This is a genomic window from Streptomyces cellostaticus (genome assembly GCF_001513965.1).
GTDB lineage: Bacteria > Actinomycetota > Actinomycetes > Streptomycetales > Streptomycetaceae > Streptomyces > Streptomyces cellostaticus.
This window is the reverse complement of record NZ_KQ948074.1, coordinates 1-17,455: the sequence shown is the minus strand read 5'-3', so window position 1 is coordinate 17,455 and position 17,455 is coordinate 1. Positions and strand designations below refer to the sequence as shown.

Here is a 17,455-nt window from a genome sequence, read left to right as displayed (position 1 = left end):
ACTAGATCAGCCCATGCTCGCTCAGATAGTCCAGCTGGGCCCGCACCGACAGCTCGGCCGCCGGCCACAGGGAGCGGTCCACGTCGGCGTACACGTGGGCGACGACCTCGGTGGGGGTGCGGTAGCCGTCCTCGACGGCCGTCTCGACCTGGGCGAGGCGGTGGGCCCGGTGGGCGAGGTAGAACTCGACGGCGCCCTGGGCGTCCTCCAGGACCGGCCCATGGCCCGGCAGGACCGTGTGCACGCCGTCGTCCACCGTCAGCGACCTGAGGCGGCGCAGGGAGTCCAGATAGTCACCCAGGCGGCCGTCGGGGTGCGCCACGACCGTCGTACCGCGCCCGAGGATGGTGTCGCCGGTCAGCACGGCCCGGTCGGCCGGGAGATGGAAGCACAGGGAGTCCGAGGTGTGCCCGGGGGTCGGCACGACCCTCAGCTCCAGGCCGCCCACGGCGATCACGTCCCCGGCGGCCAGGCCCTCGTCGCCGAGCCGCAGCGCCGGGTCGAGGGCACGCACGCGCGTGCCGGTCAGTTCGCCGAAGCGGGCAGCGCCCTCGGCGTGGTCGGGGTGGCCGTGGGTGAGCAGGGTGAGGGCGACGCGCTTGCCGGCCTGCTCGGCCGTATCCACCACGTTGCGCAGGTGGCCGCTGTCCAGGGGGCCCGGATCGATCACCACGGCCAGGTCGGAGTCGGGTTCGGCGACGATCCAGGTGTTGGTGCCGTCCAGGGTCATCGCGGAGGCATTGGGCGCCAGCACATTGACGGCCCGTTCGGTCGCGGGACCCGACAGGACCCCGCCCCGGGGCTGGCCGGGCAGAGCTGCTGCGTCGGTCATGCGGGGCCTCCACCGGTCGTCGGAGCGGTTGGGATGTGCTTGGTGAACTCGTCGTGTCCCGGCCAGGTCAGCACGATCTCGCCGTCCTCCAGGCGGGCGCGCGCCAGCACCGGTGTCATGTCCCGCGCGGGTGCGGCGGCGAGCGTCTCGGCGGCGGTGGCGTACGGGAGCAGCTGGCGCAGGGTGGCGATGGTGGGCGGCATCATCAGCAGCTCGCCCTTGTCGTACCCGAAGGCGGCCTCCTCGGGGCGGATCCACACCGTGCGGTCGGCCTCCGTGGAGGCGTTGCGGGTGCGCTGGCCCTCGGGGAGGGCTGCCACGAAGAACCAGGTGTCGTAGCGGCGGGCCTCGAACTCGGGGGTGATCCAGCGGGTCCAGGCGCCGAGCAGGTCGGAGCGCAGCACCAGGCCGCGGCGGTCCAGGAACTCCGCGAAGGACAGCTCGCGCGCGACCAGGGCGGCGCGGTCCGCCTCCCAGTCGTCCCCGGTGGTGTCGCCGACGACCGAGTCCGGGGCGGGTCCGGCGAGCAGGACGCCCGCCTCCTCGTACGTCTCGCGCACGGCCGCGCAGACGATCGCCTGGGCGCCCCTCTCGTCGACGCCCAGCCGGTTGGCCCACCACGCGCGCGTGGGGCCCGCCCAGCGGACCTGACGGTCGTCGTCACGCGGGTCGACTCCGCCGCCGGGATACGCGTACGCGCCTCCGGCGAAGGCCATGGAGGCGCGTCTGCGCAGCATGTGGACGACCGGACCGGCCGGGGTGTCCTTCAGGAGCAGCACCGTGGCCGCGCGCTTGGGGGACACCGGCGTGAGGGTGCCGTCCGCGTGCGCGCGGATGCGGTCCGGCCACTCCTCGGGGTACCACTGACCGTTCGCCATGGCCGGAGGCTATCCCGTATAGGGCGAATGTTCGAGAGGTGCCCGAGGTCAGAGGGCCTTACGGAACCAGCTCGACCTGGATCTCGACCTCCACCGGCGCGTCCAGCGGCAGCACCGCGACGCCCACTGCGCTGCGGGCGTGCACGCCCTTGTCGCCGAGGACCTCGCCGAGCAGTTCACTGGCGCCGTTGACGACACCGGGCTGCCCGGTGAAGTCGGAGGCCGAGGCGACGAAGCCGACGACCTTCACCACGCGCGCGATGCGGTCCAGATCGCCGGTCACGGACTTCACGGCGGCCAGCGCGTTCAGCGCGCAGATCCGGGCCAGGCCCTTGGCCTCCTCCGCCGTGACCTCGGCGCCCACCTTGCCGGTGACCGGCAGCTTGCCCTCCACCATCGGCAGCTGGCCGGCGGTGTACACATACACGCCGGACTGCACGGCCGGCTGGTACGCGGCCAGCGGCGGCACGACCTCCGGCAGGGTCAGGCCCAGTTCGGCCAGCTTGGCCTCGACCGCGCTCACGCCTGCTTCTCCCGCTTCAGGTAGGCCACGAGCTGTTCGGGGTTGTTGGGCCCGGGCACGACCTGGACGAGCTCCCAGCCGTCCTCGCCCCAGGTGTCCAGAATCTGCTTCGTGGCATGGACGAGCAGCGGCACGGTTGCGTATTCCCACTTGGTCATGGGGCCGACTGTAGCCGCTGTGACCCACGGGACAGGCGGACGGCCGGGGGCGCCGTTATCCACAGCCTCTCGCGTGGCCGTCGGCGGGACTGGTTAGGCTCGAAGACGTGAGCAGGCTCCAGGTCGTCAGCGGCAAGGGCGGGACCGGAAAGACGACGGTCGCCGCCGCACTCGCGCTGGCCCTCGCGACCGAGGGGAAGCGGACGCTTCTCGTGGAGGTCGAGGGCCGGCAGGGCATCGCACAGCTCTTCGAGACAGAGGCGCTGCCCTACGAGGAGCGGAAGATCGCGGTCGCTCCCGGGGGCGGAGAGGTGTACGCCCTCGCCATCGATCCCGAACTGGCCCTTCTGGACTACCTCCAGATGTTCTACAAACTCGGTGGCGCGGGCCGGGCCCTGAAGAAGCTCGGCGCGATCGACTTCGCCACCACGGTCGCGCCCGGGCTCAGAGACGTCCTGCTGACCGGCAAGGCGTGCGAGGCGGTGCGCCGCAAGGACAAGAGCGGGCGGTTCGCGTACGACTACGTCGTCATGGACGCCCCGCCCACCGGGCGCATCACCCGCTTCCTCAACGTCAACGACGAAGTCGCCGGGCTCGCGAAGATCGGCCCGATACACAATCAGGCGCAGGCCGTGATGCGGGTGCTGAAGTCGCCGGAGACGGCGGTGCACCTGGTGACGCTCCTGGAGGAGATGCCGGTCCAGGAGACCGCCGACGGCATCGCCGAACTCCACGCGGCGCGGCTGCCGGTGGGCCGGGTCATCGTGAACATGGTCCGGCCCGAGGTGCTGGACCCGGCCGAGCTGGAACTCGTACGGACCGTGCCGCGTTCCTCTGTTGCGCGGGCACTGTCGGCCGCGGGGCTCGGCGGGGCACGGCGGGGCGGGAACGCCGAGCGGCTGGTGGACCCGCTGCTGGAACAGGCCGCGGAGTACGCCGAGCGCTACGCCCTGGAGCAGGAGCAGCGTGCGGTCCTCGGCGAGCTGGGCCTGCCGCTGGACGAACTGCCGCTGCTCGCCGAGGGCATGGACCTCGCGGGCCTGTACGAACTCGCCACCGAGCTGCGGGAACAGGGGATGTCATGAGTCCGGACCCGGCCAAGGCACAGGACACCGCTCCCCAGCAGGAATCCGCCCGTCCACACCTCTCCCCCGCGCGCGTGCTCGACATCGACCCGCTGCTGGACGACCCGAAGACCCGGATCGTGGTGTGCTGCGGCTCGGGCGGGGTCGGCAAGACGACGACCGCCGCGGCGCTGGGCCTGAGGGCGGCCGAGCGGGGCCGCAAGGTGGTCGTCCTCACCATCGACCCGGCCAGGCGGCTCGCCCAGTCGATGGGCATCGACTCCCTCGACAACGTGCCGCGGCGGGTGAAGGGCACCGACGGCGGCGGCGAGTTGCACGCCATGATGCTCGACATGAAGCGCACCTTCGACGAGGTCGTCGAGGCGCATGCGGACCCCGAGCGGGCGGCCGCGATCCTGGCGAACCCCTTCTACCAGTCGCTCTCGGCGGGCTTCGCGGGCACTCAGGAGTACATGGCGATGGAGAAGCTCGGCCAGCTGCGGGCGAGGGACGAGTGGGACCTGATCGTGGTCGACACCCCGCCCTCCCGCTCGGCGCTGGACTTCCTGGACGCGCCCAAGCGGCTCGGCTCCTTCCTGGACGGCCGCCTGATCCGCCTGCTGACCGCCCCTGCCAAACTGGGCGGACGCGCGGGGATGGCCTTCCTCAATGTCGGCATGTCGATGATGACCGGCACGCTGGGCAAGCTGCTGGGCGGCCAGTTGCTGAAGGACGTCCAGACGTTCGTGGCCGCGATGGACACCACCTTCGGCGGTTTCCGTACGCGCGCGGACGCCACGTACAAGCTGCTCCAGGCACCCGGCACGGCGTTCCTGGTGGTGGCGGCCCCGGAGCGGGACGCGCTGCGTGAGGCCGCGTACTTCGTGGAGCGGCTGGCCGAGGAGGACATGCCGCTGGTGGGTCTGGTGCTCAACCGGGTGCACGGCAGCGGCGCCGGCCGGCTGTCGGCCGAGGGGGCGCTGGCCGCCGCGGAAAATCTTGACGAGCCCCGCATTGTGGATCAGGGGGGCGGGAAAGCTGGACTTCGTAACTCTCCCGACACGTACGGCAGTTCAGAACCGCCCGCTTCGGCGACACCGGCTCCGGACGACGGCTCCCCCGCCGCCACGGACGACGGCTCCCCCGCCGCGGACCCGGAGCGATCCGTCGACCAGCTCACCGCAGGCCTGCTGAGGCTGCATGCCGATCGCATGCAGCTGCTCTCGCGCGAGCAGCGCACGCGTGACCGCTTCACCGCCCGCCACCCCGAGGTGGCGGTCGTCGAGGTACCCGCACTCCCCGGCGACGTCCACGACCTCACGGGCCTGCGCGACATCGGGCACCGGCTGGCGGCAGGGCGCACGGAGCTGTCGTAGCAACGGCCGTGGCAAGGCCGTAGCAGGCCGCACGCGGGCGCAGACCGCTCTCGCCTGCCTGGTGCGCGCCCCTGACGGAGCCGTTGCCCGTCCGCGTGCTTGATGACGGGCGCTCTGCCTGTCCGCAAGCCTGATGACGGGCGCTCATACGCGCCTGCCGGGCGGGTGGTGCCCAAGGCACGCGCCTGCCCGATGCTTCCCCTGGCGCCGACCCAGCAGGTGTTGTCCCAGGACACGGGTCCGACCGTTGCTTCCCGTGGCTTTCGCCCGGTCGGAGCGGCCCTGGGTTCCTGAGGTTCCTGGGGTTCCTGCCGGAGGGCGATGCCCTCAGCTCACCGCCGCGTAGTGCTCGTACACCTCGTCGCTGTCGAGGGGAACGATTCCGACGCCCCGCTCGTACTCCAAGCGGGCGGTCTCCAGCAGCCTGCGCCAGGAGGTCACGGTGGGCCGCCGGCGCAGCAGTGCGCGGCGCTCCCGCTCCGTCATGCCTCCCCACACGCCGAATTCCACGCGGTTGTCCAGCGCATCGGCCAGGCATTCGGTGCGTACCGGACATCCGGTGCACACCGCCTTGGCCCTGTTCTGCGCTGCTCCTTGAACGAACAGTTCATCCGGATCGGTAGTGCGGCAGGCGGCCTGCGCACTCCAGTCGGTTACCCAGCCCATACCGGCGCCGTCCTCTCCCGAATCGAGGCTCCCCCACGGCGGCAGCGGCATATTCACCGCCGCCAGTTGAGGACGTTACGGAAGGTGGGGACAGCGCAACACCCCCTTCGGGCCCAATCTTGAATGGCCCGAACGGACTATGGGTAAGCGGCAGATCACCCGCGGGAGTGAGCTGGCGACATGCGTGATCATCCCGGCAAACCGGGACAGCTATGGTGCGCCACATCGGGCGCCAGGTGACACACGAGGCGGATTCGGACACGTCCCCAACAGAAAGTCGGGGTACTTCCAGAACGATTCGGGGTCGCCGGACGTATTGATACGTGGCCGCACTGCTGTGACAGTTGAGAGCAGCTTAGGCCAAGGCCTGTACGCCTGTCCGGCGAATGGGAACGTAGACGATCCCGCTTTGCCATGCCGTGCCGTGACGCGACCCCTGCAGCGCATACGACCGCCACCGCGCCCGAAACCCGTGCCGTGCCTGTGGCCCGTGCCCTTGGCATACCGCGAGGCACCCCCCGTCGGACACCGCAGAGACATCTCGGAGACATCTCGGACATCACGATCCGGCACTCGAACATCCCGAGAAACGGTCGCTCCATCGGAACGCTCAGCAGTACGGATTAGGCTGCCCCCATGCCAAAGAAGCGCTCGGGCAGTGGTCTGTCGGCAACGCAGCAGGCCGCCAAGTTCCTCGGTGTCAGTGTGCTCGCGGGAGCCGTGATGGCGGGCATCGCGCTGCCCGCGGCCGGCGCGCTGGGCCTCGCGGCCAAGGGCTCGGTCAAGGGCTTCGACGAGATCCCGGCCAACCTCAAGAGCCCCCAGCTCAGCCAGCGCACGACCATCCTGGACAGCCAGGGCAACCAGATCGCGGCCGTCTACTCCCGCGACCGTACGGTGGTGGACCTCAAGGACATCTCGCCGTACATGCAGAAGGCGATCGTCGCGATCGAGGACTCGCGCTTCTACAAGCACGGCGCGATCGACCTCAAGGGCGTGCTGCGCGCCCTGAACAAGAACGCGCAGAGCGGCGGGGTCGCCCAGGGCGCCTCCACGCTCACCCAGCAGCTGGTGAAGAACTACTTCATCGAGGAGGCCGGCGACGACCCGACGAAGGTCGCCGAGGCCACCCAGCAGACCCTCGGGCGCAAGATCCGCGAGCTGAAGTACGCGATCCAGATCGAGGAGAAGCTCGGCAAGAAGAAGATCCTCGAGAACTACCTGAACATCACCTTCTTCGGCGAGCAGGCCTACGGCGTCGAGGCCGCCGCCCAGCGCTACTTCTCCAAGCACGCCAAGGACCTGACCCTGCCGGAATCCGCGCTGCTGGCCGGCATCGTCCAGTCCCCGAGCCGCTACGACCCGGTCAACGACGAGGCCGAGGCCACCAAGCGCCGCAACATCGTCCTGCAGCGCATGGCCGAGGTCGGCGACGTCTCCCAGGCGGAGGCCGACCAGGCCAAGGAGAAGCCGCTCGGCCTGCACCCCAGCCAGCCCAAGAACGGCTGCATCACCGCGGTCGACGGCGCCGGCTTCTTCTGCGACTACGTGCGCGAGGTCTTCCTGACCGACCCGGTCTTCGGCAAGACCAGGGAGACCCGGGCGAAGCTGTGGAACCGGGGCGGTCTGACGATCCGTACGACGCTCGACCCGCAGGCGCAGAAATCGGCCCAGACGTCCATCAAGGACCACGTCTACAAGAGCGACGCCGTCGCGACGGCCGCGACCATCGTCGAGCCCGGCACCGGCAAGATCCTCGCCATGGGACAGTCCCGTCCGTACGGCTTCGGCAAGAACGAGACGCAGATCAACCTGTCCGTGAACCAGAACATGGGCGGCGGCGCCGGCTACCAGCCCGGTTCGACGTTCAAGCCGATCGTGGCGGCGGCCGCCGTCGAGGGCGGCAAGCCGCCGACGCAGCAGTACTCGTCGCCGTACGAGATGCCCTACCCGAGCCCCGTGGCCGCGTGTGACGGCAAGACCTGGCGCAACGACCCGGGCAAGCCGGCCAAGCTGACCAACGAGAACCCCTCGGAGCACGGCCCGTACGGCATGAAGGAGGCGACCGCCAAGTCGGTCAACACCTACTACGTGCAGCTGATCAGCGACATCGGCATCTGCCCCGTCACCGACATGGCCCAGAAGATGGGAGTGGAGCGCGCCGACGGCCGCAAGATCGACCAGGCGCCGTCCATCGCGCTCGGCACCCAGGAGGTGTCCCCGCTGACGATGGCGAACGCCTATGCCACTTTCGCCTCGCGCGGTATGTACTGCACCCCGGTCGCCATCGAGTCGATCACCCAGAAGGTCGGCAGCGAGAAGAAGTCGCTGGAGGTGCCGAAGTCGACCTGCTCGCGGGCGATGTCGGAGAAGACCGCCGACACCGTCAGCACGATCCTGAAGGGCGTGGTCGAGGACGGCACGGGCCAGCAGGCCGGCCTCGACAGCCGCCCGAGCGCGGGCAAGACGGGTACGACGGACAAGCGCTACGCGGCCTGGTTCGTCGGATACACCCCGAACATGGCGGGCGCGGTCTGGGTCGGCGACCCGGCGCACAAGCGGCGGATGTTCAACATCACCATCGGCGGCATCCCGCACGACAAGGTCTACGGCGGTGAGGTCCCCGGACCGATCTGGCGCGACATGATGACCGGCGCCCTGGAGGGCACGCCCGCACCGGACTTCCAACTGGTCGACATCCCCGACGACAACAAGGGGGGCGACCGGGGAAAAGGCCACGGGGGGAACGGCGGCGGGAAGAACGGGGACAACACGGGCGGGGTCATCGGCGGACTGATCGGCGGTCTCACTGACGGAGGTACGACCGGGGCCACCACGGGTGACACCACCGGCGGCACCTTCCCGACGCCGACGTTCTCTCTCCCGGGCGGCTTCATCGAGGGGCAGACGAACGGCGGGAGCAACGGGAACGGGTTCGGGGGACGGAAGGGGTAAGAGCGCCCCCGGCGGGCCGGTGGTCTCCACGGCCCGCCGGAGTACCGGAGCGCCGGAGTACCGGGAGCGCCGGGTCGATCCAGCGGCCCGATGGCCTCGTGGCCCGGTGGCCCGGTGACACCCGGGCGTAATTGCGCCAGCTTCCCCGGACGGGGCTTCTCCTGGCTGGGTCCGTGAGAAATTCATCTACGGATCCGCCGGGGAAAGCCCAATTCCGCTGCCGCTTCGCATGTTCGCATGGAGGGGGACCATGAAACTCAGATCCCGTCTCGGAATCACGCTCGGAACACTTCTCAGCTCTCTCGCACTCGCCATCTCCGTCCCGAATTCCGCCTCGGCCACCGCGCAGGCCTGCGACAACTTCGGCTGCGACGGCCACGACCCGAACGTGCAGTCCTGGCAGACCGGCCCGGTCAGCCCGTACGGCCCCTATGACCTGGGCGGCTCTTTCGCCTACGAGCTGCGATGGGGAAAGACCGACGGGGATCAGTACAGTTGGGCCCGTCTCTGGTACATCAGCGGCTCCGACGAGAGCAAATGGTCCGTGTATGTGCAGCGCTGCACCAAGGACCATTCCACCTGTTACTGGCGACTGGGCCTGAAGCACGGCGCCGCGTCGGGCTGGACGTCCAAGGTGCCCGACGGGACGAACTACTACTACACGCGCACGCCGATGTACTACAACCCGTCGGGTTACGAGATGCGGGCCTGCGCGGAGGACCCCTCGGGCACGGCGCACTGCACGCCCTGGTTCTAACCCGACTCGCGTTCCGGCCGGTCATCTTCGGGATGGCGTTATCACGCCATCCCGTTACACCCCTTTGCCTTCCTTTGGCGTTATTTATTCGCCTGTCCGATGGCGCAAACGCTTCCTACACTGAGGCATGGCAGATATGACCAGCTGTCACGGGGGATGTTTTGACCACAAACCCGGAACTCGGCACCGGTGCGCCCTATATGGACGCCATTGACCGGAAAATTCTGAACCTGCTGTACGCCGGACTGAACGACGCATCCATTGCCCGTCGCTGCGGAGTCGGACACCGCACGATACAGCGCAAGGTGCAACGGCTCATGGAACGACTTGAGGCCAACGGACGCGTCGCGCTGGGCGCGCGCGCCCAGGAACTCGGCCTCCTGGCCCCCTCCGTCAACAAAGTGCCCGAATCGCGATGAAAACACCGGCTCCTTCCGTGCGCCTCCCTCGCACCGAACTCGCCGCCGGACTCGCTTTGTCGATGCGCCCTCCATACCCCTCTCAAGTCAAGGAGCAAGAATGTCGGCAGTAAAGAGAATTTCAGCCCATCTCGCGGCCCTGTCCCTGTTGGTCGGCGGCATTTCCCTGGCAGCCACCCAGACGGCCGCCGCAGGTGATTTTGGCTGCCCTGGATCTCAGGTCGGAAGCCACGACATCAAGGACGACGCAGGCCGCGTGTGGGGAACCCTCTACGTCTACTACTCAAGCGCCAACGGCGGCACGAACTGCCTGGTGAACAAGGCCGTCAGATACTACGGAACCCCACAGACCATCAGGGCCTTCATCAGCGGCGCCGGGAAGAGCGACAACGACAGCAAGCCCGACTACAAGTACTACGCGGGCCCGGTCTCGATCACCGGCACCAACGGTCACTGCATCACCATTGAAGGGGAGATCGTCAATCCCGCGCGCACAGAGATGCACTCTCTGGAACGGAACAACCTGTACTGCGGGTAAGAGGACAGACAAGGGGACAAGAGGGCCGAGCCCCGGTCCCTCGATCGGCACCGTCGAGCACGACGAGCACGCAGCACAAGCCGCTGCGTGCTCGCCTGCCGCGCACGATGCTCAGCCGGCCAGGAGCTTCTTCACCGCGGCGGCGACGCGGCCGCCCTCGGCCTGGCCGGCCACCTTCGGGTTCACGATCTTCATCACGGCACCCATGGCCCGCGGCCCCTCGGCGCCGGCCGCCTTCGCCTCCTCGACGGCCTGGGCGACGATCGCTTCCAGGTCCTCGTCGGACATCTGCTTGGGCAGGTACGCGGCGAGGACCTCGCCCTCCGCCTTCTCCCGCTCGGCCGACTCGGCACGACCACCCTGGGCGAAGGCGTCCGCCGCCTCGCGACGCTTCTTCGCCTCCTTGGTGATCACCTTGAGAACCTCGTCGTCGGAGAGCTCTCGCTTCTCCTTGCCCCTGACCTCCTCCTCGGTGATCGCGGCGAGCGTCAGCCGCAGCGTCGAGGAGCGGAGCTCGTCGCGCTCCTTGATCGCGGCGTTGAGGTCGTTGCGCAGCTTCGACTTGAGCGTGGTGGTCATGGGGACGATTGTCGCAGGTACGACGGCACGAGCGCCCGCCGATTTACCGGCTGCCGGTCTCAAGGGGTGAGCGGGGTCTGACACGATGGTCGTATGCGCGCGCGATACGGAGTACCCCTGGGGATCATGGCGGCAGGCGCCGCCGGAGTGGCGTACGCGGCGGGCTTCGAGGCCCGCTCCTTCCGCCTGCGACGAGTGACGGTCCCGGTCCTCCCGCCGGGCATGCGCCCGCTGCGCGTGCTCCAGGTCTCCGACATCCACATGGTCGCCGGCCAGCGCAAGAAGCAGCGCTGGCTGCAGTCGCTGGCGGGCCTGCGCCCCGACTTCGTGATCAACACCGGCGACAACCTCTCGGACCCCGAAGGCGTGCCCGAGGTGCTCGACGCCCTCGGCCCGCTGATGGAGTTCCCGGGCGCCTACGTCTTCGGCTCCAACGACTACTACGGCCCCAAACCCCGCAACCCCGCCCGCTACTTGCTGGAGAGGACCAGCGGCCGCCACGGCCTGAACGGCAATCCGCCGGTCGTGGGCGCGATCCACAACCCCTGGGAGGAGCTCAGGGACGGCTTCGACGCGGCGGGCTGGCAGAACCTGACGAACACGCGGGGCGTGCTGAAGGTCGAGGGCGTGTCGATCGAACTGACCGGCCTGGACGACCCCCACATCAAGCGCGACCGCTACGCCCGGGTGGCAGGCGGCCCCTCCGGCACCTACGACTTCTCGATGGGCGTGGTCCACGCCCCCTACCTGCGCGTCCTGGACTCCTTCACGGCGGACGACTACCCCCTGATCCTGGCCGGCCACACCCACGGCGGCCAGCTGTGCATCCCCTTCTACGGCGCCCTGGTCACCAACTGCGACCTGGACACGGACCGCGTGAAGGGCCTGTCCACACACACGGCGGAGGGCCGCACGTCCTACCTCCACGTCTCGGCAGGCTGCGGCACCAACCGCTACACCCCCATCCGCTTCGCCTGCCCTCCGGAGGCGACGCTGCTGACGTTGGTGGGGCGGGAGTAGGTCGGCCGGGGGGCTGGCGTAGGCCAGCGGCGGGAGCAGGGACCCGGGGACGGGAGTGGGGAGCCGGGGACGAAGGTAAAGGACCCGGAGGACGGACGTACGGAACCCGGTACGTCCGTATCCCCCTCGATTAACCCACCCGGAGTACCCCAAATGGTCCCATTCACCCCTCTTGCATAGCTTGAGGGCATGACCGCCCCGATACCCAGGGACATCCCGGACCTGCCCGCCATCCCGGGCCATTCCCTCCTGCTGCCCTCCCATGTCCCGGCCACTGCGGTGGTGGCCCCGTCGCGCCGCCCCCCGACGGCGGTGTTCCGTCTCCTGACCGCCCTCGCGGCGGCCGCAGGCGTCGCCCTGGAACTCCTCCTGGGCACCCCCGCCCGCACCCTGAGCTACTTCAGCGTCCAGGCCAACATCCTGCTGACCGTGGTGATGCTCCTGTCGGCATCCCGGGCCTGGCGGGCCCGCCGCCCGCTCCCCGCATCCGTGACAGGCGCCACACTCCTCTACGCCATGATCACCACGCTGGTCTACCACCTGCTGCTGGCCCACACGACGCCACCGTTCCTCATGACGGATGCGACCGCACCCCCCGCGCGCTGGCACGCCCAGTGGGCGGCCCTCCAACTCCTCCACACACTGGTCCCAGCGGCGGCCCTCCTGGACTGGCTCCTACTCACCCCAGCTGCCCGCCTACACCTCCGCCAGGCCGCGACCTGGCTCCTCTACCCCCTGGCCTACCTGGTCTTCTACCTCACCCGAGCCGCGTTCCTCCCCCCGTCCACCCCCGCCCGCTACCTCTACTCCTTCCTCGACGCCGAGGCCCACGGCTACCGCAGCACCCTGGCGAACGCCCTCCTCCTGGGCCTCTCCATGTACGCCTTGGCGGTCCTCCTGATCGGCCTGGACCACACCCGCCCGACCCCGGTCCGCCGCCGCTTCTAAACCGGATTTCGTCTCCAGCCACCTGTGGGCTAAAGTAAACGTCGTCGCCGCGACAAGCAGCGACATCGGGGTGTAGCGCAGCTTGGCAGCGCGCTTCGTTCGGGACGAAGAGGTCGTGGGTTCAAATCCCGCCACCCCGACAGCCGTAACACCAGGTCAGGCCCGGTGCTGAGAGATCAGCACCGGGCCTGATTTGCTTTGTGGCCCCGTTTTGGGAGCCATTTGGGAGCCGCCTTCCAGCACCGGCTCCCCGGGGGCTCCCAGCAAGCGGCCATCCGCCGTCCAGCCTGCTCTCTGCCGCTCACGCAGAGGAAGGGTCATCCCTACGGTTGTGCGAGGCCGATCACAGACGGTACGACGATCGCCGCTCGCAGCCAGGCCGAGGGAATCCCTCAGCTGCCGCTCGACGGCCAGCCCGTCAGCGCGGCCTGGGACCCGGGTCTCGCCCATACCGAAACCGCTGGCATCGCCTTGGTCAGGTCGTACGGTGAGCTGCACAGTGATCGCGGGGCGTCGGGTCGTTGCTGTCGCCGGATCAACGTCCCCTGACGGACGGCCATTCCTCAGCTGGCGTCCTCCCACACGGCTTGGAGATCCGCACACCGGACGGTGATCGACGCGTCGGTGAGCGCGATCTCGTGCAGGCAACCACCGTCATCGTCGGGAAGGATTTCGTCGAGGAGCACGGTGTCGACGCTCATCCAGTCGATGGAGTGTTCATAGTCGATGGAGAAATGCGTCACGCGCGAGTAGCTGATGCGCAGGCCTGAATCGTGCTTGAACTTGTTGGGTGCGAAGTCCAGGACCAGCCCGCCACTCTTGTCGGTGGCTAGGTGAACCCCGGCGAGTTCCAGATCCTTCACACAGCGGATGGCGCCCGCGATGTCATAGTGCCCGGGGTCGGTGGCGAAAGATCGGGCGCCGGGCGGCAGGTCCGCGCGCAGACGCGGCAGCTCGGCCAGGTAGACGTGCGCATCCAGGCGGAACCCGGGCGCCTCGGGGTCCCAGTCCGCCTTGACGAATTTCATGGACAATCTTCCTGTGAGAGACGAGGGCGACGCCATTTGTCGCCGGAGATGTCCTCGGTTCCCTTGGGTCCGATACGCCCGATTCTGCGCATCGTGTCGATGGCTCGTCCCTTGGTGGCATTCTCCACGGCCGGCGGAACGTCGGCTTCCTCGGCCTTGAGGCTGTGCTTGTTGAACCAGCCATCGCTGCGGAACGTACCGACCTCACGGTTGGCCTTGTCGTACACGTGGATCTCGAAGTCCGTTCCCTTCGGGCCCTCTCCCCGGATGTCCACTCGCCCGGAGTACCCCTGACCGAAGTCGAGGGGGTTCCCATACGGTCCCTTCGGGCCCTTCTTTCCGGCGAGGCCGAGGGGGTCGCTCCAGCCCAGCGGATTCGGCACGTAAGCGTGGTGGTCGGGGGCGGGGAGGAGGCCCAACGGATCCGCGCTGATGTACCGCGCCGTCTCGGGGTCGTAGTACCCGTGCAGGTTGTAGTACAAGCCGGTCTCGGGATCGGCGTACTGCCCGGGGAACCGCAACGGGCAGTCGAACGGAGACGCGTCCTCCTCCGGACCCCGGAATGGAGTGCCCCACAGGCCAGTACGGTGCTGCCAGACGAGCTCTCCGGTCGCGGAGACCAGTTCCGTGGGCGTACCGACGGAGTCGGTGACGACGGTGTGGAAATGAGCGCCGTGCTCGGGATCCGGCTCTTCCGCCAGCTGCGTCAAGAACGACGTGTTGGCGGCTGTTGTGGTCGGCTTACGGCTCGTCTGGGCGACCGGGCGGTGGCTGTTCGGCGCGTGGTCCCAGGTGGTGACCCAGCCGTCTGGCGCGGTCTGCTCGGCCAAGCACATGTCGTCCCAGACGAAGTCCGTACGGTCGGCCACGGAGCCGTCGTCGGCTACCCGGTGCTTGGAGACGCGTCGGCCGAGCGGGTCGTACGCGTACCGCCATCGGGTTCCGTCTGGGTCGGTCACCTCCGTGAGGCGGTCCTCGGCGTTCCATGTGTAGGTCCAGGTACGGGTCTGGCCGTTCAGAAGTCTGCGGGCCCGCCCAGGCCGCACGCCCCCCTGCAAGGCGGTATGTTCTATGCGTCAAGATCAACAATGTTCGCGGTGAGGCGGAAAGCGGTTCGAGGCTTCCCACCAACCCGCTGAACCGGTCGGCCGGTTGCATGAGAAGCAACCCGAACGGCGTGCGTTCAGCATGGGCACCGCCGTGGGCCTGTGGAAGTTCCCACATGCGGGCTGCATCGCCCCTGGGCCGGGCCGGCGACTTGTGATCACTACTACCAGGGGTGGTGAGGGCAGTGACAACGGCGCCTGCGTTCACACCCCCGTTGAAACGGGTGGATTGAATGAACCGAACTCTGAAGCGATGTGCGAATGCGGCTGCGGCGACGGCCGTGGCGTTCGCCGCCTTGGTCACCGTGAGCGGGACGGCTCAGGCGAAGCCGGGCGTGGCCAACCTGCGCTACGGAGCCACCGGCCAGGGCGTGAGGTGTGTGCAACTGGCCATCCAGGAAGCCGGCATGGGAACCGTGAGTGACCGTGTGACCGTCGACGGTGTCTGGGGCTCCAAAACGCAGGACGGGGTGATCGAGTTCCAGGAGCACCACGGGATCAAGGCGGACGGCGTCGTTGGACCCGTAACCGGTCAGTACATGTACGAGTTGCTGCGGGACGACCTGTACCACCAGAAGTGCTACAACTACCTGCCGACCGGCTGAGAGCGGCCTGACACGGACACCGCCGGCCCGATCGACTGACCCGCTTCGAGCCGGCGGGGCTCCAAAACAGGGCGACACTGGGACGACAGGCTCGCCGGATGCCGACGCCGTCACGGCACCGCCATGGCGCGTCGGCTCCATGCCTCGTCGACCGTTTCCAGCACCCCCTGGTTGCCCTTGTCGAAAACTCCGTGGGCGGGCTTCGCCGGGTTCTCCCGGGTGAGCTGCATGACGTGGGTCATGCGGTGACCCTCGGCAGAACCCGGACCATAGTCCAGTCCTTCGGGCGAGCGGTACCAGCCGCCCCCCAGGTCCTCCAGTTCACTGCCGTACAGACCCAGCGGGTCCGACCAGCTGCCGAAGATCATGCCGTCCTTGGCGGTCTTGTCGACCTCGTCCACCACTGCGCAGACCCCAACGCCTGTCGTCGCGTCGAACTCGATGACCGCGTCCGCGGCAGCTGCCGCCGCGTCGCCCACGTCCAGAGTCTTCAGGAGTTCGGCAGTTCGGCGAGGCAGTGCAGGATTCGCACTTCGAGCGAGATCGTCCCTTCCGCACCCGCAGGCGGGCAGGCCGCCCACTCGCAGGCCGAGACCCGCACCGCCGAGGGCCTGCGATCCGCCTCGCGGGGGGGCAAGTCGATGCGCCTCCATGGTGATTGCGGTCGCGTAGGCGAGAGCTGCGGCGCTCGCAGCGTAGTCGGCTACTGGCGTGTACCGCTTGGTCGCCAGCCAGCGCCTCAACGGTTGCAGCAGCCGGGGAAGGTGCGTGTCGAGCGGGCCGAGAGTCCCACTCCGCACCTCACATAGCGAAAATTTGTGCGGGCTGGATAGACAGAACCCGACCGGATAATGCAAAGATCACACGCAATTAGTTCTACGTTGATCACTTCAGGTCGCTTGCGAACTTGCGGACTCGCAAGCACCCCAACCCCTCTTATTTTTTGATCGCAAGATCTGGGGAGCCTAGACGCTCCCCGACCACAGAGACGAGAGGGCAACATGGCCAACGGAGGGAAGAGCATCCCGCCCGTCCACACCGAAATGATCGAGGTGACACCCGAGACATGCAAGAGCTGGATGGAAAAGCGAACATGCAACCGTGTTCCGCTCAAGCGGTCCAACATTGACAAGTTCAAAAGCATCCTGCGAAGCGGTCAGTTTCGCACCACTCATCAGGGCTTCGCGCTCGACTGGCATGGCTGCCTCATCGACGGACAGCACAGAGCGGCAGCGCTCATTGAGACCGGGATTACCGTGACCAGCCAGGTCACGTACAACATGGACCCCGATGCCTTCGCCGCCATCGACGGCGGCCGCGTCCGCACTGCGGGGGACTTTGTCGCCCAGTTGACCGACATGAAGCAAAGCAACTCCAACGTGTACGGCGCCGCCTTGAAGGTCCTCAGTAATCGCCTTTCGGGCCAGCACTGGACACGGTGGACCAACGGCAGGCCCACGGCCGAGCAGTTGCAGGAGTGGGTGGAAAAGTGGCCTGTCAGCGAGGATCGCATCATCCGCCTGACCGCCAAGGGCAAGCAATGCCACGCGAGCGCGACCGGCCTGATCGTCGCGTACAAGATCATCACCGAGACCTGGCCGGAGCGCATTGCCGACATGTTCTTCGACTGCATCGGAGAGGCCAGTAAAGAATTCGTCGGCCGGGACCCCCGAGCCATCTACACGAACACCATGATCAATGTGAACAAGGGCCGCGTCAGTCGCGACAGCGTTCAGCAGTCCGCGCAGGCCGTCAAGGCGTTCAACGCTCTGATCGCAGGAGAGACGATCGGCACCTTGAAGAAGATGAAGATCAGCGGCACGAAGATCGTCGAAGATCGGAAGACCGGCGAAGAGGTTGAGCAGGCCTATCTTGCGGATCGCTACCCTGAAGTCATTGCGAGGACCGTCGAGGTCAGCGAGAAATGGCTCACGCGCGACAATCTCGTGCTCTTCGACTAGAGGATCGCGTCGGCCGTAACCGCAAGGCCGTCGCGTGCCTAA

General features: G+C 68.1%; 19 protein-coding genes and 1 tRNA gene. 11 read left to right on the top strand and 9 right to left on the bottom strand.

The window, feature by feature from the left end; genetic code table 11:
* Nucleotide 1: 1 nt before the first annotated feature.
* The 4 genes from AQI88_RS41600 to sp36 are packed head-to-tail and all read right to left on the bottom strand — an operon-like array spanning nt 2 to nt 2,391.
* The gene (locus tag AQI88_RS41600) at nt 2–832 is read right to left on the bottom strand and encodes an MBL fold metallo-hydrolase (protein WP_067010967.1); all 831 of its coding nucleotides are present in this window, start codon (nt 830–832) and stop codon (nt 2–4) included.
* Entirely contained in the window at nt 829–1,710 is an 882-nt protein-coding gene (locus AQI88_RS41595; protein ID WP_067010965.1) for an NUDIX hydrolase, read from the bottom strand. Before AQI88_RS41595 ends, AQI88_RS41600 begins: the two co-directional genes overlap by 4 nt.
* A 58-nt stretch (nt 1,711–1,768) precedes the next feature.
* Entirely contained in the window at nt 1,769–2,233 is a 465-nt protein-coding gene (locus AQI88_RS41590; RefSeq protein WP_067010963.1) for a RidA family protein, read from the bottom strand.
* On the bottom strand, nt 2,230–2,391 hold the full coding sequence (gene sp36, locus AQI88_RS45625) for a Sp36 family protein (RefSeq protein ID WP_003975360.1): 162 nt from the start codon (nt 2,389–2,391) through the stop codon (nt 2,230–2,232). The genes AQI88_RS41590 and sp36 overlap by 4 nt, the downstream gene beginning before the upstream one ends.
* A 107-nt stretch (nt 2,392–2,498) precedes the next feature.
* On the opposite strand from sp36, the gene bagA reads away from it, so the two are divergent.
* Nucleotides 2,499–3,476 carry an ATPase BagA gene (gene bagA / locus AQI88_RS41585; protein WP_067010961.1) on the top strand — a complete coding sequence of 326 codons (978 nt, stop codon included), beginning with the start codon at nt 2,499–2,501 and terminating at the stop codon, nt 3,474–3,476.
* Nucleotides 3,473–4,831, top strand: a complete 1,359-nt coding sequence (gene bagB, locus AQI88_RS41580) for an ATPase BagB (RefSeq protein WP_067010959.1) — start codon at nt 3,473–3,475, stop codon at nt 4,829–4,831. Before bagA ends, bagB begins: the two co-directional genes overlap by 4 nt.
* A gap of 327 nt (nt 4,832–5,158) precedes the next feature.
* Here bagB and wblA read toward each other — a convergent pair whose 3' ends face one another.
* Nucleotides 5,159–5,497 carry a transcriptional regulator WblA gene (wblA, locus tag AQI88_RS41575; protein ID WP_023547781.1) on the bottom strand — a complete coding sequence of 113 codons (339 nt, stop codon included), beginning with the start codon at nt 5,495–5,497 and terminating at the stop codon, nt 5,159–5,161.
* Nucleotides 5,498–6,133: 636 nt separating this feature from the next.
* On the opposite strand from wblA, the gene AQI88_RS41570 reads away from it, so the two are divergent.
* The 4 genes from AQI88_RS41570 to AQI88_RS46410 all read left to right on the top strand — a co-directional run bounded on the left by AQI88_RS41570 (nt 6,134) and on the right by AQI88_RS46410 (nt 10,166).
* Nucleotides 6,134–8,452 carry a transglycosylase domain-containing protein gene (locus AQI88_RS41570; protein ID WP_067010957.1) on the top strand — a complete coding sequence of 773 codons (2,319 nt, stop codon included), beginning with the start codon at nt 6,134–6,136 and terminating at the stop codon, nt 8,450–8,452.
* Nucleotides 8,453–8,702: 250 nt separating this feature from the next.
* Nucleotides 8,703–9,209: a hypothetical protein gene (locus AQI88_RS41565; RefSeq protein ID WP_067010955.1), complete on the top strand. Its 507-nt coding sequence runs from the start codon at nt 8,703–8,705 to the stop codon at nt 9,207–9,209.
* Between the two features lie 161 nt (nt 9,210–9,370).
* Entirely contained in the window at nt 9,371–9,628 is a 258-nt protein-coding gene (locus AQI88_RS41560; RefSeq protein WP_244184633.1) for a LuxR C-terminal-related transcriptional regulator, read from the top strand.
* 100 nt (nt 9,629–9,728) lie between these two features.
* Nucleotides 9,729–10,166, top strand: coding sequence for a hypothetical protein (locus tag AQI88_RS46410; RefSeq protein WP_159050562.1), 438 nt, complete (start codon nt 9,729–9,731; stop codon nt 10,164–10,166).
* A 111-nt stretch (nt 10,167–10,277) separates the two neighbouring features.
* On the opposite strand, the gene AQI88_RS41550 is transcribed toward AQI88_RS46410, so the two are convergent.
* The gene (locus tag AQI88_RS41550; protein ID WP_067010949.1) at nt 10,278–10,745 is read right to left on the bottom strand and encodes a GatB/YqeY domain-containing protein; all 468 of its coding nucleotides are present in this window, start codon (nt 10,743–10,745) and stop codon (nt 10,278–10,280) included.
* Between the two features lie 93 nt (nt 10,746–10,838).
* Here AQI88_RS41550 and AQI88_RS41545 point away from each other — a divergent pair, with 93 nt between their 5' ends.
* The 3 genes from AQI88_RS41545 to AQI88_RS41535 all read left to right on the top strand — a co-directional run bounded on the left by AQI88_RS41545 (nt 10,839) and on the right by AQI88_RS41535 (nt 12,853).
* Nucleotides 10,839–11,765: a metallophosphoesterase gene (locus AQI88_RS41545; protein WP_067010947.1), complete on the top strand. Its 927-nt coding sequence runs from the start codon at nt 10,839–10,841 to the stop codon at nt 11,763–11,765.
* Nucleotides 11,766–11,954: 189 nt separating this feature from the next.
* Nucleotides 11,955–12,713: a Pr6Pr family membrane protein gene (locus tag AQI88_RS41540; RefSeq protein WP_067010945.1), complete on the top strand. Its 759-nt coding sequence runs from the start codon at nt 11,955–11,957 to the stop codon at nt 12,711–12,713.
* A gap of 66 nt (nt 12,714–12,779) precedes the next feature.
* Nucleotides 12,780–12,853, top strand: a tRNA-Pro gene (locus AQI88_RS41535).
* Between the two features lie 423 nt (nt 12,854–13,276).
* Here the strand turns inward: AQI88_RS41535 and AQI88_RS41530 are convergent.
* On the bottom strand, nt 13,277–13,741 hold the full coding sequence (locus AQI88_RS41530; RefSeq protein ID WP_067010943.1) for a hypothetical protein: 465 nt from the start codon (nt 13,739–13,741) through the stop codon (nt 13,277–13,279).
* Nucleotides 13,738–14,700 (bottom strand): RHS repeat-associated core domain-containing protein, encoded by a 963-nt coding sequence (locus AQI88_RS41525; protein ID WP_398698701.1) that lies wholly within the window; start codon nt 14,698–14,700, stop codon nt 13,738–13,740. Before AQI88_RS41525 ends, AQI88_RS41530 begins: the two co-directional genes overlap by 4 nt.
* Before the next feature lie 380 nt (nt 14,701–15,080).
* Between AQI88_RS41525 and AQI88_RS41520 the strand changes: the two genes are divergently transcribed.
* Nucleotides 15,081–15,452, top strand: coding sequence for a peptidoglycan-binding domain-containing protein (locus tag AQI88_RS41520; protein WP_067010939.1), 372 nt, complete (start codon nt 15,081–15,083; stop codon nt 15,450–15,452).
* 110 nt (nt 15,453–15,562) lie between these two features.
* On the opposite strand, the gene AQI88_RS41515 is transcribed toward AQI88_RS41520, so the two are convergent.
* Nucleotides 15,563–15,931 (bottom strand): hypothetical protein, encoded by a 369-nt coding sequence (locus AQI88_RS41515; RefSeq protein WP_067010938.1) that lies wholly within the window; start codon nt 15,929–15,931, stop codon nt 15,563–15,565.
* 522 nt (nt 15,932–16,453) lie between these two features.
* On the opposite strand from AQI88_RS41515, the gene AQI88_RS41510 reads away from it, so the two are divergent.
* Nucleotides 16,454–17,413, top strand: coding sequence for a hypothetical protein (locus AQI88_RS41510; protein ID WP_067010937.1), 960 nt, complete (start codon nt 16,454–16,456; stop codon nt 17,411–17,413).
* The last annotated feature ends 42 nt before the right edge of the window (nt 17,414–17,455 follow it).

Bases quoted from the DNA above. Each gene is read 5' to 3' on its own strand.
- AQI88_RS41600 (WP_067010967.1), bottom strand. From the start codon at position 832: ATGACCGACGCAGCAGCTCTGCCCGGCCAGCCCCGGGGCGGGGTCCTG.
- AQI88_RS41595 (WP_067010965.1), bottom strand. From the start codon at position 1,710: ATGGCGAACGGTCAGTGGTACCCCGAGGAGTGGCCGGACCGCATCCGC.
- sp36 (WP_003975360.1), bottom strand. From the start codon at position 2,391: ATGACCAAGTGGGAATACGCAACCGTGCCGCTGCTCGTCCATGCCACG.
- bagB (WP_067010959.1), top strand. From the start codon at position 3,473: ATGAGTCCGGACCCGGCCAAGGCACAGGACACCGCTCCCCAGCAGGAA.
- wblA (WP_023547781.1), bottom strand. From the start codon at position 5,497: ATGGGCTGGGTAACCGACTGGAGTGCGCAGGCCGCCTGCCGCACTACC.
- AQI88_RS41570 (WP_067010957.1), top strand. From the start codon at position 6,134: ATGCCAAAGAAGCGCTCGGGCAGTGGTCTGTCGGCAACGCAGCAGGCC.
- AQI88_RS41565 (WP_067010955.1), top strand. From the start codon at position 8,703: ATGAAACTCAGATCCCGTCTCGGAATCACGCTCGGAACACTTCTCAGC.
- AQI88_RS46410 (WP_159050562.1), top strand. From the start codon at position 9,729: ATGTCGGCAGTAAAGAGAATTTCAGCCCATCTCGCGGCCCTGTCCCTG.
- AQI88_RS41550 (WP_067010949.1), bottom strand. From the start codon at position 10,745: ATGACCACCACGCTCAAGTCGAAGCTGCGCAACGACCTCAACGCCGCG.
- AQI88_RS41545 (WP_067010947.1), top strand. From the start codon at position 10,839: ATGCGCGCGCGATACGGAGTACCCCTGGGGATCATGGCGGCAGGCGCC.
- AQI88_RS41540 (WP_067010945.1), top strand. From the start codon at position 11,955: ATGACCGCCCCGATACCCAGGGACATCCCGGACCTGCCCGCCATCCCG.
- AQI88_RS41530 (WP_067010943.1), bottom strand. From the start codon at position 13,741: ATGAAATTCGTCAAGGCGGACTGGGACCCCGAGGCGCCCGGGTTCCGC.
- AQI88_RS41520 (WP_067010939.1), top strand. From the start codon at position 15,081: ATGAACCGAACTCTGAAGCGATGTGCGAATGCGGCTGCGGCGACGGCC.
- AQI88_RS41510 (WP_067010937.1), top strand. From the start codon at position 16,454: ATGGCCAACGGAGGGAAGAGCATCCCGCCCGTCCACACCGAAATGATC.